The sequence below is a fragment of the Ensifer soli genome (genome assembly GCF_041928815.1).
Taxonomy (GTDB): Bacteria; Pseudomonadota; Alphaproteobacteria; order Rhizobiales; family Rhizobiaceae; genus JBHFEI01.
Genome location: NZ_JBHFEI010000009.1, coordinates 49053 through 62084, shown reverse-complemented (window position 1 = coordinate 62084; position 13032 = coordinate 49053). Strand labels below are relative to the sequence as shown.

Below are 13032 nucleotides of genomic sequence, written 5' to 3'. Positions count from 1 at the left end.
CTGTCAGCCGGGCATTTCCGCCAGGCCGAAACGGGTTTCATTGCGATCCACATGGCCATGGCGGGCGCCGCACAGGGGGCCGATCACCGCAAGGCAGAAGAACAGAAGCACGACCTCCAGGCCGTAGACGACGAGGTAGCCGGACGCGGGCGTCAGCATCGCCGTGCCGAGCGCGCCGGAGAGCGCCAGCGCATTGACGAGGTTCTTGATGACCCCGGCGATCAGGAGCGCCGCCCCGATGGACGTCGCCTGCACCGCGCCCCAGGCGCCGACGACGACGCCGCTGTCGGCCCGGCGCGAGATCGCCATGGCGGCCAGCAGCGTGCCGACCGAAAAAAGCCCGTTGCCGAGCCCGATCGCGGCGGCGCCGACATAGAAGAGCCCGTCGAAGGCCATGGGTTCGGCGAAGATGATGGCGCTGAAGGCGGCAATGCCGATCAGCAGGCCGCGCGCCGCGATGCGATAGACCTGCCCGCCGCGCTGCAGGCTGCGGGCGGCGAGCGTGAAGCCGATCATGGCGCCGGCGGCCCACAGGCCCGTCAGCAGCGTGGTGCGGCCGACCGGCATGCCGAGGATTTCGCCGCCATAGGGCTCCAGGAGGATATCCTGCATGGAAAAGGCCATGGAACCGATGGCGACCGCCACGAGCAGGCGGGTGACGCCGGGATCGCGGCGATAGGCGGAAAGCGCCTCGAAGAAGCCCGGCACCGTGCGGTCCGCCGCCGTCAGCCGCGGATTGCGCGGCTCCTGCTTCCACATGGCGACGACGTTCAGCGCCAGCGTGAGGACGGCCGTGCCCTGGATGACCTGGATGAGCTGCACGGCGGTAAAGTCGGTGAGCGCCACGCTGTAGAAGGCCGACGCCGCCATCATGCCGGCGAGCAGCATGAGATAGAGCAGCGCCACGACGCGCGGGCGCCTGTCCTTCGGGACGAGATCGCTCGCGAGCGCCAGGCCGGCGGTCTGCGCCATGTGCAGGCCGAAGCCGCAGAGCAGGAAGGCGAGCGCGGCGCCGGCCGCACCGGCCCATTCCGGCCCGACGGTCTGGGATTGCAGGAGGAGCAGCGCGAAGGGCATGATCGCCAGGCCGCCGAACTGCAGCATGCTGCCCATCCACACATAGGGCACGCGCCGCCAGCCGAGCACGGAGCGGTAGGTGTCGGACCGGTAGCCGAAGAAGAGGCGCAGCGGTGCCGCCAGCACGGGAATGGCGATGACGGCGGAGACGAGCGCGACGGGCACGCCGAGTTCGACGATCAGCACGCGGTTCAGCGTGCCGTTCAGAAGCACCATGATGCAGCCGGCCGAGACCTGGAAGAGCGCGAGGCGCAGGAGCCGACCGAGCGGCAGATCGACCGTCGCGGCATCGGCGAAGGGCAGGAAGCGCGTGCTGAGCTTCTGCCAGACCGTGACGAGCCTGCGATGGGCGAGAAGGCGGCTCATGCGCGCGTCACCTCCATGGCCTGCGAGGTGTAGAAGCCGATGGAGACGCGGGCGCTGCGGCCTGCCGCCCAGCCGGCCATCTCGGGACGGCCGACGAGGCCGGACACGAGGCGATCGGGCGCGACGGGATAGAGCGCGGGGGCGCGGTTGCCGCGCGGGAAGACGCGGCCCGCCGCCAGCATGGCGCGCAGGAGCCGCGAGCCCGGAGCGAGCGTGAAGAGGAGCCGGCGCGCGGTGCGCGCCGCCATCTGTTCGAGGATGCGGGCCTGATCGGCCGCGCGATAGTGGATGAGCACGTCCATGGCGACGATGGCGTCGAAATCGCCATGGCGGGGGTCGAGCATGTCGCCGCTCTCGAAGCGCAGGCGGCCCGGCCGTGCGCCCATCGCCTTCACGGCCGCCTCGCCGCGCTCGCGCGCGTGGTCGACCATCTGCGCGGAGAGATCGACGCCGAGCACATCCGCGCCGCGCCCCAGAAGCGCGAGCGACAGCACGCCCGAGCCGCAGCCGGCATCGAGGATACGCCAGCCGGTCAGATCCTGCGGCAGCCAGTCGATAAGGGTGGCGCGCATCGTGTCGCGGCCCTTGCGCACCGTCGCGCGAATGCCGCCGACCGGCTCGGTGCCGGTCAGCCGCTTCCAGGCATCGAGCGCCGTGCGATCGAAATAATGTTCGATCTCTCCGGTGCGGCGCCTGTAATCGGCGATGGGGTCTGCATGGCTCATGTCGATCCGCTTTCCTGCTGCCGCCGCGTCATTCGTAACCGAGAAAATCGAAGATCTGCCGGTCCTTCATCGGCTCGGCGGAAAGACCGGGCACGCCGGCCCAGAGCCGCTCGGCGAGCTGCATGTACTCCCCCTGGATCGCGAGGATTTCCGGGCCGTCGCCCATCTCGAAGAGCGTGCGCTTCTTCAGGCGGCTCAGCCGCACATGGTCGGAGTCCGGCACATGGGCGAGGCGCTTCAGGCCGATCGCCGCGTTGTAGCGGTCGATCTGGTCGGTCTCGCGCGAGCGGTTGGCGATGACGCCGCCAAGGCGCACGTCGTAATTCTTCGCCTTCGCCTTGATGGCGGAAACGATGCGGTTCATCGCGAAGATCGAATCGAAATCGTTGGCGGCGACGACCACGGCGCGCTCGGCATGCTGCAGGGGGGCCGCGAAGCCGCCGCAGACGACGTCGCCGAGCACGTCGAAGATGACGACGTCGGTGTCGTCGAGCAGGTGATGCTCCTTGAGGAGCTTCACCGTCTGCCCGACCACGTAGCCGCCGCAGCCCGTGCCCGCCGGCGGGCCGCCCGCCTCGATGCACTGCACGCCGTTATAGCCCTCGACCACGTAATCCTCGGGGCGAAGCTCCTCGGTGTGGAAATCGGCCTTTTCGAGCACGTCGATCACGGTCGGGATCAGGCTTTTGGTCAGCGTGAAGGTGCTGTCGTGCTTGGGGTCGCAGCCGATCTGCAGCACGCGCTTTCCAAGCTTGGAAAAGGCGACCGAGAGGTTGGACGAGGTGGTCGACTTGCCGATGCCGCCCTTGCCGTAGATGGCGAAGACCTTGGCGCCGTCGAGCTCGGCCGTCGGGTCGAGATGGACCTGCACGCTGCCTTCCCCGTCTTCGCCCCGGCCGAGCGCCGCCTTCAGCCGCAGGTCGCGTTCGCTCGTCTTGGGATGGGTGAAGATGTTCATTGGGCAGCCTCCCTGACCAGGCCTTCCAGCCGGTCTTCCAGTTCCTCGCCGGCAAGCCTCAGCGCCTCCAGCGTTTCGGCATCCGGCTCCCAGAAGCGGCGCTCCTGGGCTTCGATCAGGCGTGAGGCGACCTTGGCCGCGGCGGCCGGATTGAGCGTGGCGAGCCGCCTTCGCATCTTGGGATCGAGCATGAAGGTCTCGGTCATCTGCTGGTAGACCCAGGGCTCGACGCCGCCCGTCGTCGCCGACCAGCCGAGCGTGTTGGTCACCTGCGCCTCGATGTGGCGCACGCCCTCGTAGCCGTGCTTCAGCATGCCCTCGAACCATTTGGGGTTCAGCGTGCGGGTGCGGGCCTCCAGCGCCACCTGTTCGCCGAGCGTGCGCACCTTGCCCTCGCCCTGCGTCTGGTCGGAGATGAAGACGGGCAGCGTGGTCTCGCCGCGCGCCCGGAGCACCGCGCGGGTCAGCCCGCCCAGCGTGTCGAAATAATGCTCGATGGTGGTGATGCCGACCTCGACGGAATCGAGGTTCTGATAGGCCATGTCGACGCCCTCGAGCACGGCATCCAGCACCTCGGCCTGCTGGCTCGTCCTGCCCTTGCGGTCGATGGCGAAGCTCTTGCGGCTCGTATAGGTCTCGGCGATCTCCTCGTCGTCGGTCCAGGCCGACGACGCGATCAGCATGTTGACATTGGCGCCATAGGCGCCGTTCGCATTGGAGAAGACCCGGTAGGCGGCCGCCTCGACGTCGCAGCCATGGGCCTCGGCATAGGCGAGCGCATGCTTGCGGATGAAGTTCATCTCCGGCGGCTCGTCGGCGGCGGCCGCGAGGCTGCTCGCCTCCGCCAGCATGCTCGCCTGGATCGGCAGGAGGTCGCGGAAGATGCCGGACAGCGTCATCACCACATCGATGCGCGGCCGGTTCAGCGCCTCGAGCGGGATCAGCGTCGCGCCGCAGACCCGGTTATAGGCATCGAGCCGCGGTCGGGCGCCCATCAGCGCCATGGCCTGGGCGAGCGGCGCGCCGCCGGTCTTCAGATTGTCGGTGCCCCAGAGCACGACGGCGACCGTTTCCGGCAGGCGCCCCTCGGTCTTCAGGAACCGGTCGAGGACGCGCGCGGCCTGCCGCTCGCCATCCTGCACGGCAAAGGCGCTCGGAATGCCGAAGGGGTCGAAGCCGTGGATGTTGCGGCCGGTGGGCAAAAGGTCCGGCGTGCGCAGCAGGTCGCCGGAGGGCGAGGGCGGCACGAAGCGGCCGTCCAGCGCCCGCACGATCCCGTCGAGCTCGCGATTGTCGGCAAGGCCCGCATTCAGCCGCACGAGCGTGACGACGCGCTCCCGCAACGATGCCTCCGCCCCGGCCAGGAGGGTGGCCAGCGCCCGCTCGTCGCCATCGGCGATCGCCTCGGCGATGGCGGCAAGGGCAGGGCCCGTCTCGCCCATGCCGCGCGCGACATGCTCGATCATGTCGCGCCGCGCATCGCGCGCCATGCAGCGTCCGGCGACATGCAGGCCATCGGGGATCAGCGCATATTCAAGCTCGGTGATCGCCTGCACGAGATGGCGCACCAGCGCATCGTCGCCATCGACCGGGGTGGCGGGCGCCAGATCCAGCGCCTCGGCCTGGGCGGTGATGAGGTCGATCAGCCGCTGCCGCTCGGAAAGGGCCTCCGGCAGCGCCTGCCGGTAGCGGTCGAGGCTCGCCTTCAGCTCCGCCAGCCCCTTGTAGAGCCCGGCATGGGTGACGGGCGGCGTCAGGTAGGAGACGAGCGTGGCGGCCGAGCGGCGCTTGGCGATCGACCCTTCCGACGGGTTGTTGGCGGCGTAGAAATAGAAATTCGGCAGGTCGCGGATCAGCCGGTCCGGCCAGCAGGTGGAAGACAGGCCCGTCTGCTTGCCCGGCATGAATTCCAGCGCGCCATGGGTGCCGAAATGCAGGACGGCATGGGCGCGGAACGTGTCGCGCAGATAGGTGTAGAAGGCGGCAAAGGCATGGTTCGGGGCAAAGCCCCCCTCGAAGAGCAGCCGCATCGGGTCGCCCTCGTAGCCGAAGGAGGGCTGGAGCGCCACGAGCACATGGCCGAACTGGCGGCCGAGCACGAAGATGCCGCGCCCGTTGGAGAGGATGCGGCCCGGCGCGGGGCCCCACTGCGCCTCGATGTCGGCGAGATGGCGCTCGCGGCGCACATGCTGGTCCACGGCGACGATGTCGTGGACATTCGCCTCCGTGCCAGCGAGCGCGGCATTGCCTTCCAGCAGCATGGCCTTCAGCATGTCCGGGCTTTCCGGAAGCTCGACCGTATACCCTTCGGCCTTCAGGCGGCGGAGCGTCTCGTAGAGGCTTTCGAAGACGGCGAGGAAGGCGGCCGTGCCGATGCTGCCGCCGTTCGGCGGATAGTTGAAGAGGGTGATCGCAAGGCGGCGCTCGGCGCGCGCCGAGCGGCGCAGCGTCGCGAGCGCGGCCAGACGGTCGGCCAAGAGCCCGACGCGCTCGTCGTCGGGATGCATGCAGGCGCGGCCTTCAGGGCACGCGCCCAGCGCGCGGGCGCAGATGCAGGCCTTCGCCGCGCCGCCGCAATCGGAGCGCCCGCCGATCACCATCGAACCGATGGCGCCATCGAGTTCGGGGATCGCCACCATCAGCGTCGTCTCGATCGGCGTCAGCCCCTGCGTCGAGGCGGCCCAGACCTCGCGGGACTGGAATTCGGTGACGAAGGCCGAGAGATAGGGCACGTCGAGCCCTGCAAGCGTGCCGGCGGCGGCGGCCGCATCGCTGTAAGCGGGACCGCCGACCAGCGAGAAGCCGGTGAGCGAGCAGAGCGCGTCGATCGCGACCCCGCCGTCGGCCGGGTCCATGTAGCGGGCGATCGCCGCCCGCATGTCGAGACCGCTCGAAAAGACGGGAACGACGCGGTAACCGCGCGCTTCGAGCGCGGCGATGACGCTGTCGTAATGGCCGGTGTCGCCGGAGAGGATATAGGTGCGCAGCAGCAGCAGCCCGATCGTGCCGCGGACCTGCGCCGGCGCCGGCAGGGCCCGCTGGTCGGTCGTCACGCGCGGCCTCAGGCGCGGGTGGTAAAGGCCGACATCGGGATAGTCGACGGGATCGGCCGCCTGGATGCGACCCGAGAGCGTCTTGCGCTCGCCGCGCGCGTATCGGCCGACCAGCAGGCGCACCATGTTGGCGATGTTCTCGTCCGAGGCGGCGATGCGGTATTGCAGGGTGAGGAAATAGGCGCGCACGTCCTGCGCCGTGCCGGGCACGAAGCGCAGAAGCTTCGGTAGCCGGCGCAGCATCGCCATCTGCCGCTCGCCGGCCGTCTTGCCGCTGTCGCGGCCCTCGCGCGAACTCGACCCGCGCAGTTTTTTCAGGAGCGCGAGGGGCCCCTTCTGCTCCTCGCCCATGCGGAAGCGGCCCATGGCCGTGTACTTCATGACGGTGCCGGCCGACATGCAGCAGACCATGGCGTCACACAGGCGATGGCGCTCCTCCAGCACGTCGGCGATGGCGCGCACATGCTCCTCGACGAAGATCATCGAGACGATGACGATGTCGCCGGCGCGGATCGCGGCCCGGCAGGCTTCGAGCTTTGCCGGGCTGTCGGCCCAGTCGGTGGCGGCGTGGACGGAGAGCGTCAGGCCGGGCATCTCGGCGTTCAGCGCCATGCGCGCATCGTCGACCGCCGCCACGATGTGGTTGTCGAGCGTCACCAGCACGACCCGGACCGGGGTGCTGTCAACGGGCGAAATGGGCTTTCGCGTCATACAGCGTCTCCACGGTGATGGACCGGATACCGCGGCTCGCGGCAAAGGTCTCGGTGTTGCGGCGTGCCTTGCCGCGCACGAAAAACGGCACCTTTTTCAGTTCCCGCTCGGCATCCGACGTCCAGAGCGTGCCGATATCGACGGCGGCGACGCTGTCGGCGCCGTCGGCGCGCGCGGCGGTGATCGGGTCCGGCACCGCCTTTGGCCGCGGGTCCGGAGCGAATTGCGGATGCGGATGGAGATGCGAGGCGGCGGCGTGATCGTTGAATTCGAAATCGGAGCGGAACATCTGCAACAGATGCTCTTCCAGCCCCATCATCAGCGGATGGACCCAGCTGTCGAAGATCACGTTGGCGCCCTCATAGCCCATTTGCGGGGCATAGCGGGCGGGGAAATCCTGCACATGGGCGGGCGAGGAGATGACCGCGCAGGGCAGGCGCAGGCGCTTGGCCACATGGCGCTCCATCTGCGTGCCGAGCACCAGCTCCGGCCGGGCCGCCATGATCGCGTCCTCGACCTCCAGGTGGTCGTCGGTGATCAGCGGCTCCACGCCGTAAAGGGCGGCCGCCTCGCGGATCTCGCGGGCGAATTCGCGCATATAGGTGCCGAGCCCGCAGACCGTGAAGCCGAGTTCCTCGGTGGCGATGCGCGCGGCAGCGACCGCGTGGGTCGCCTCGCCGAAGATGAAGACGCGCTTGCGGGTGAGGTAGGTGCTGTCGACGGAGCGCGCATACCAGGTGAGCCGGTCACGGCCCGCCTCTGCCCCCGGCGGGCGCGGCGGCAGGCCGGCGGCAGCGCGCACTTCGGCGAGGAAGTCGCGGGTCGCGCCAATGCCGATCGGCACGGTGGAGACGATCGGCATGCCATGGCTGCGCTTCAGCCACTGGGCGGCGGGAGTGGCGATCTCCGGCGACAGCACGATGTTGAAGGCGGCGTCCGGCAGGCGGGCGAGGTCGGCGGGGCTGGCGCCGAGGGGCGCGACGACGCGGACATCGATGCCCTCGCTTTCGAGCAGGCGGCGGATTTCGGTCACGTCGTCGCGCACCCGGAAGCCGAGCGCGGTCGGCCCGAGGATGTTGCAGCTCACGGGGTCGATCGTCCCGGGGCGCTCACGGTTGGCGGCGAAGGCGCGCACCACCTGATAGAAGGTCTCGGCAGCCCCCCAGTGCTCCTTGCGCTGGTAGCTCGGCAGGTCGAGCGGAATGACCGGCAGGCCGAGATCGAGCGTGCGGGCAAGGCCGCCCGGGTCGTCCTGCAGCAGCTCGCCCGTGCAGGAGGCGCCGACGATCAGCGCCTGCGGCGCGAAGCGCTCCACCGCCTCGCGGCAGGCCGAACGGAAGATGTCGGCGGTCGAGGCCGAGAGATCGCGGGCCTGGAAGGTCGTGTAGGTGACCGGCGGGCGCGAGGGTCGCCGCTCGATCATGGTGAAGAGCAGGTCGGCATAGGTGTCGCCCTGCGGCGCGTGCAGCACGTAATGCAGCCCGGTCATGGAGGCCGCGATGCGCATGGCGCCGACATGGGGCGGTCCCTCATAGGTCCACATGGCGAGCTTCATGACAGGCGCTCCCGGTTCGCGCCCGCATCGAGCAGGGCGGCGCGCATGAGCGGGCGGGCGAAAAGCTCGGCGAGGTCGCCCGCCTGCTCGAAACCCTGGATGGGGGTGAAGGCGAACTCGATCGACCATTTCGTCACGCGCCCCTCCGCCTCGAAGGGATTGGCCAGGCCGAGGCCGCAGACGATGAGATCGGGGGCGGCCGCCCGGCAGCGCTCGATCTGACGATCGACGTCCTGGCCCTCGCTGACGAGGACATCGGGCGAGAGGCGCGCCAGTTCGCCGGCGACGTGCTCGCGGTGCAGATAGGGGCTGCCCACCTCGACGATCTCAGCGCCGAGTTCGCTCTGCAGATAGCGGGCGAGCGACGGTTCCAGCTGCGAATCGGGGAAGAAGAAGACGCGCTTGCCGGCAAGCCAGTCGCGATAGTGACGGGTGGCCTCGGCGGCCCGCTGCATCGGCTTGGCGACGACCTCGGCAAACAGGGCCGGATCCACCCCGAAGGCATCCGCGATGGCGGCGAGCCAGGCGCGCGTGCCCTCGCCGCCGAGCGGGAAGAGGGCGTCGATGCGCGTCGCGCCCGCCTTTTCCAGCGTCGCGGCGGTGGCGCCGAGATAGGGCTGGGCGAGCACGTAGCGTGTGCCCGGGCCGACCGTCACACCCTCCGTGGCGCTGCGGCCGGGCAGGAAGCGGACGCCGTCGATGCCGAGCGCGGCGAAGAGGCGGGCGAACTGGTCTTCCACGACATCGGCCAGGCAGCCGGCGACGACGAGGCGGTCCGCGGTCCGACCCTTACCGTGCTTCGCCTCGTCGGCGAGAAGGGCGGCGAGGAAATTGTCCTCGCCCTGCGTGAAGGTCGTCTCGATGCCGCTGCCGGAATAGGCGATGACCCGGCGGGCCGGCTGGTGGCGGGCATCGAGCCGTCCGGCGGCGCGCGCGAGATCGAGCTTGATGACCTCCGACGGGCAGGAGCCGACCAGCACCAGCATGCGGATATCGGGCCGGCGGGCGAGCAGCCGCTCGACGACGCGGTCGAGCTCGTCATGCATGTCGGCGAGGCCGGCGAGATCGCGCTCCTCCATGATGGCGGTGGCGAAGCGCGGCTCGGAGAAGATCATGACGCCGGCGGCCGACTGCATGAGATGGGCGCAGGTGCGCGAGCCGACGATCAGGAAGAAGGCGTCCTGCATCTTGCGATGCAGCCAGATGATCGAGGTCAGGCCGCAGAAGACCTCGTGCTGGCCGCGCTGGCGGAGTATCCCGCTGACGACTGCCGGCGGGCTGGCGCAGGCGCCGTCGAGGGCTGCGGGGGTGAAGGGCTTGTTCATGGCGCGCGCCCCGCGACCGACAGCCCGCCGGTGCGGCTTGACACCGCGGGTGCGGAAAGCCGGGCCAGGCGCAGCTTCCAGAGAAACTGCCCGGCATTGACGAGGTAGGTGGCGTAGGCGGCAAGCGCCAGCGCCATCAGCGCGCCCGGCGCCAGCAGGCCTTGGTGGAAGCAGACGAGATAGACGCTGTGCAGCGCCAGCACGAGGATCGAGAAGACATCCTCCCAGAAGAAGGCGGGCGCGAAGAGATAGCGGCCGAAGACGACCTTTTCCCAGATCGCTCCGGTGATCATGATGGCGTAGAGCGCCAGCGTCTTGACCACGACGGAGAGGGAGGCGGTCCACAGCCCCTCGCCGGTGGCGAGATAGCGGAGCACGAGAGCGAGGCTGACGAGGAAGATGACGAACTGCACGGGCGCGAGAACGCCCTGCACCAGCGTCCAGACGCTCTCGTCGCGGCGGCGCCGTTCCTCCTGCGTATAGAGGGCGGGGTATCCTGCCGATCGTCCGGTCCTGCCCATCTCGCCTCCTCGCCTCCCGAGCGCGCCCCGCAACGGTCGGGACGCGTTCGGGCCATTCCGGGAGACTAATCCCCTAAACCGGAAAGTGTCAACTTGAGTTGACGTAACTTTTCATTTACATCGCCCGCCGTTCCCGTCATGCTTGAGGCTGCGGGTGGATCGGCGGCCGGGACCGCGGCCGATCGCCGCGCGCCATGGATGCTTGTTGTCGGTCAGGGAGGCGTTTCGGCGCGGGGCAGATGGACAATTCGCCAATGGACAGCCGGCCGGGAAACCCCGGAAGGAACGGCGGCGGGGGGACCGCGCCGGGGATCGCCGCGCCCGATGCCGCCCCGCTGCCATCCGCGGGAACACGCCACCGTGCCCATGCGTCGAAGGGATTGCTTGCCCCGGCGACCGTGGCACGCTACCTAGGGTCTGGCGAACGGGATGGACTTCGCCGTCTCATACAGGGAGCGGTGGCTTCGATGACCGCCGGCAAGCTGGCAGCGCGCTACGAACTGGGACTGGAGCACGATCGTGACTACGATGGTCCTCTGGCGCGTTTCTGCGACATGCTGGTGGATCGCGATGTCAGCCTGCCGGCGCTGCGCGATTTCCTGCGCACCGACCTTCCGCCGGAGCGCCCGGATGTCCATCGCATCCTTTTTCTCGAGACCGCCGCGCGGCTCCTCGGCCAGAAATGGGTCGAGGACGATTGCAGCTTCATCGACGTGACGATCGCCACCGCCCGGCTTCAGGAAATCATCCGGGGCATGTCGGGCGAGTTCCGCGACATCCAGCTTCGCCCCGCCACGCCCCATGTGCTGCTGGTCTGCCCGGCCGGAGAGCAGCACACGCTGATGCTGCATCTTCTCGCGCTGCTCTTCGACGCGCTCGGCTGGACGCACCGGCTGGTCGACGGACGCGCGGCAAGCGGGCCACCGCTCGAGCGCGCCATCGAGGAGGCCGACATCATCTGCATCGGCTGGAGCAGCGAGCACCTGCGCGGCGCCTTCACCGATCTCGTGGAAACGATCCGGCGCGCGGCTCCCGACCGTCAGGCCCCGATTGTCGCCGGCGGGTTTGCCGCCCTCGATTGCGTTGATTTTCTTGTGAGTTTGGGGATTGACTGCATCTGCGACAGCATTTACTCCGCCTCCCGTATATGCGAATGCTTCTATGAGTTCAGGAAGGCCAGCCAGCAGGCTCCAGGTCATGGCCGCACCGCGGCCGGGACGGCCGGAAACGATTGGCTCGTTCCATGAAGACCGTCAACGGTCACGGCGAAAGCGACGGGTTTGAAGGCGTGGTCGGGCTGCTTCAGTCGCTCGATCCGGATGCTGTCGGCGCGCTCGTCGGCCTTGGCGCGGACATCGTCATGCTCCTCGACGACGCCCATGCCGTTCACCGCATCTATCTCGCCGATGATGAGCTCGGCCATTCCGGCCTGGCGCGCGCCGTCGGCAAGCGGCTCCAGGACCTCGTCACCATCGAATCGGTGCCGAAGATCGATGCCATGCTGGCCGTGACGGGGGCAGAGCGGCGCGTGCGCGGCTATCAGGTCAACCACCGCGCCAGCGGCCGGCCGGATCTTCCGGTCGTCTATTCCGCCTATGGCGGCGCCGGTTTTCGCTACACGCTCGTGGTGGGGCGCGAACTGCGCCAGCAGATGCGCGACCAGCAGCGCCTCGTCGAGACGCAGATGGAGCTGGAATCGGAATATCGCGAGCTGCAGGAGGCCGAGGCCCGTTATCGCACCGTCTTCCAGAGCTCGGCCGTCGGCCACATCATGGTGGACGGCGAAAAGCGCAGCGTGCTCGATGCCAATGCGGCGGCGCTGTCGCTGCTCTCGCTCGGCACCAGCGGCGTCGTCGGCAAGCCGCTGCGCGACCTCTTCGACAAGGAAGAGCGCGACCGGCTGAGCGATGCCGTGGGCGAGGCGCGCCATGCGCCGCATCCCGTCTCCGTCGAGGCGATGCTGAGCGCCAGGGGCGTGTCCGTGTCGCTCAACCTCAGGGCCTATCGCGAAAACGGCTTCACCAACCTCATCGTCACGGTCTGGCCGAGCGCCGATGCGGGCGAGGGCCGGCGCCAGCGGGCCGTCAAGCCGGAACGGCATGTGGTCGACCTCTCCGACCTGCCGGAGGCGGCGGTTCAGACCTCGGCGGACGGCATGGTTCTGGCCGCCAACGCCGCCTTCCTCGATATCGTCCATGCGCCGTCGCTGCCGCAGGTGCTGGGCCGCCCCATCGCCTCCTGGTTCTCCAAGTCCTCCCTCGACATCCATGTTCTCTATTCCCGGCTGGCCGAGGAGCCGGTGGTGCGCGGCTTTTCCGCGACGCTGACGGACAATCTGGCCGCCGACCGCAACGTGCTGATTTCCGCGCGGCGCAATCCGCAGACGCAGGAGATCCAGATGATCGTCGCCGCCCCGCCCGCCCTTGCCGAGCGGCTCGCCATCCCGGCGCCCGGCGCCGGCGAACAGCAGGCGGAGGGCTTCGCCAATCTCGTCGGCAAGGTGCCGCTGAAGGACCTGATGCGGGAGTCGCTCGATGTCATCGAGAAGATCTGCATCGAGGCGGCCCTCGACCAGACCCACAACAACCGCGCACTCGCCGCGCAGATGCTCGGCCTGTCGCGCCAGAGCCTCTATATCAAGCTGCGTCGCTACGGCCTGGAGGATTACCGCCCGGCAGGCGACGCCCTCTGATCGGGCCCGCCTGTCAACCGGCGCCATGAGCCGGGGAGGCGGGGGAGGC

At 69.1% G+C, this 13032-nt stretch carries 9 protein-coding genes; 2 read left to right on the top strand and 7 right to left on the bottom strand.

What is annotated here, in order from left to right:
* Nucleotides 1-3: 3 nt before the first annotated feature.
* From ACEVQ6_RS14820 to bchF, 7 genes are read right to left on the bottom strand one after another with little or no spacing between them, the layout of a single operon-like run.
* On the bottom strand, nucleotides 4-1443 hold the full coding sequence (locus ACEVQ6_RS14820; protein ID WP_374889795.1) for a BCD family MFS transporter: 1440 nt from the start codon (nucleotides 1441-1443) through the stop codon (nucleotides 4-6).
* A complete protein-coding gene (gene bchM / locus ACEVQ6_RS14815; protein WP_374889794.1) occupies nucleotides 1440-2168 on the bottom strand; it encodes a magnesium protoporphyrin IX methyltransferase in 729 nt (242 codons plus the stop codon). Before bchM ends, ACEVQ6_RS14820 begins: the two co-directional genes overlap by 4 nt.
* A gap of 28 nt (nucleotides 2169-2196) precedes the next feature.
* Entirely contained in the window at nucleotides 2197-3126 is a 930-nt protein-coding gene (gene bchL / locus ACEVQ6_RS14810; protein ID WP_374889793.1) for a ferredoxin:protochlorophyllide reductase (ATP-dependent) iron-sulfur ATP-binding protein, read from the bottom strand.
* Nucleotides 3123-6890 (bottom strand): magnesium chelatase subunit H, encoded by a 3768-nt coding sequence (locus ACEVQ6_RS14805; protein WP_374889792.1) that lies wholly within the window; start codon nucleotides 6888-6890, stop codon nucleotides 3123-3125. Before ACEVQ6_RS14805 ends, bchL begins: the two co-directional genes overlap by 4 nt.
* Entirely contained in the window at nucleotides 6862-8445 is a 1584-nt protein-coding gene (bchB, locus tag ACEVQ6_RS14800; RefSeq protein WP_374889790.1) for a ferredoxin:protochlorophyllide reductase (ATP-dependent) subunit B, read from the bottom strand. Before bchB ends, ACEVQ6_RS14805 begins: the two co-directional genes overlap by 29 nt.
* Nucleotides 8442-9770, bottom strand: coding sequence for a ferredoxin:protochlorophyllide reductase (ATP-dependent) subunit N (locus ACEVQ6_RS14795; RefSeq protein ID WP_374889789.1), 1329 nt, complete (start codon nucleotides 9768-9770; stop codon nucleotides 8442-8444). The genes bchB and ACEVQ6_RS14795 overlap by 4 nt, the downstream gene beginning before the upstream one ends.
* Nucleotides 9767-10291 (bottom strand): 2-vinyl bacteriochlorophyllide hydratase, encoded by a 525-nt coding sequence (gene bchF / locus ACEVQ6_RS14790; RefSeq protein ID WP_374889788.1) that lies wholly within the window; start codon nucleotides 10289-10291, stop codon nucleotides 9767-9769. Before bchF ends, ACEVQ6_RS14795 begins: the two co-directional genes overlap by 4 nt.
* A gap of 467 nt (nucleotides 10292-10758) precedes the next feature.
* Here bchF and ACEVQ6_RS14785 point away from each other — a divergent pair, with 467 nt between their 5' ends.
* Both ACEVQ6_RS14785 and ACEVQ6_RS14780 read left to right on the top strand, forming a co-directional pair.
* Complete coding sequence (locus ACEVQ6_RS14785) at nucleotides 10759-11538, top strand: cobalamin-binding protein (protein ID WP_374889786.1); 780 nt, start codon at nucleotides 10759-10761, stop codon at nucleotides 11536-11538.
* Complete coding sequence (locus ACEVQ6_RS14780; RefSeq protein ID WP_374889785.1) at nucleotides 11535-12983, top strand: helix-turn-helix domain-containing protein; 1449 nt, start codon at nucleotides 11535-11537, stop codon at nucleotides 12981-12983. The genes ACEVQ6_RS14785 and ACEVQ6_RS14780 overlap by 4 nt, the downstream gene beginning before the upstream one ends.
* The last annotated feature ends 49 nt before the right edge of the window (nucleotides 12984-13032 follow it).

Coding starts and splice junctions, on each gene's coding strand:
- ACEVQ6_RS14820 (WP_374889795.1), bottom strand. CDS start 1,443: ATGAGCCGCCTTCTCGCCCATCGCAGGCTCGTCACGGTCTGGCAGAAG.
- bchM (WP_374889794.1), bottom strand. CDS start 2,168: ATGAGCCATGCAGACCCCATCGCCGATTACAGGCGCCGCACCGGAGAG.
- bchL (WP_374889793.1), bottom strand. CDS start 3,126: ATGAACATCTTCACCCATCCCAAGACGAGCGAACGCGACCTGCGGCTG.
- ACEVQ6_RS14805 (WP_374889792.1), bottom strand. CDS start 6,890: ATGACGCGAAAGCCCATTTCGCCCGTTGACAGCACCCCGGTCCGGGTC.
- bchB (WP_374889790.1), bottom strand. CDS start 8,445: ATGAAGCTCGCCATGTGGACCTATGAGGGACCGCCCCATGTCGGCGCC.
- ACEVQ6_RS14795 (WP_374889789.1), bottom strand. CDS start 9,770: ATGAACAAGCCCTTCACCCCCGCAGCCCTCGACGGCGCCTGCGCCAGC.
- bchF (WP_374889788.1), bottom strand. CDS start 10,291: ATGGGCAGGACCGGACGATCGGCAGGATACCCCGCCCTCTATACGCAG.
- ACEVQ6_RS14785 (WP_374889786.1), top strand. CDS start 10,759: ATGACCGCCGGCAAGCTGGCAGCGCGCTACGAACTGGGACTGGAGCAC.
- ACEVQ6_RS14780 (WP_374889785.1), top strand. CDS start 11,535: ATGAAGACCGTCAACGGTCACGGCGAAAGCGACGGGTTTGAAGGCGTG.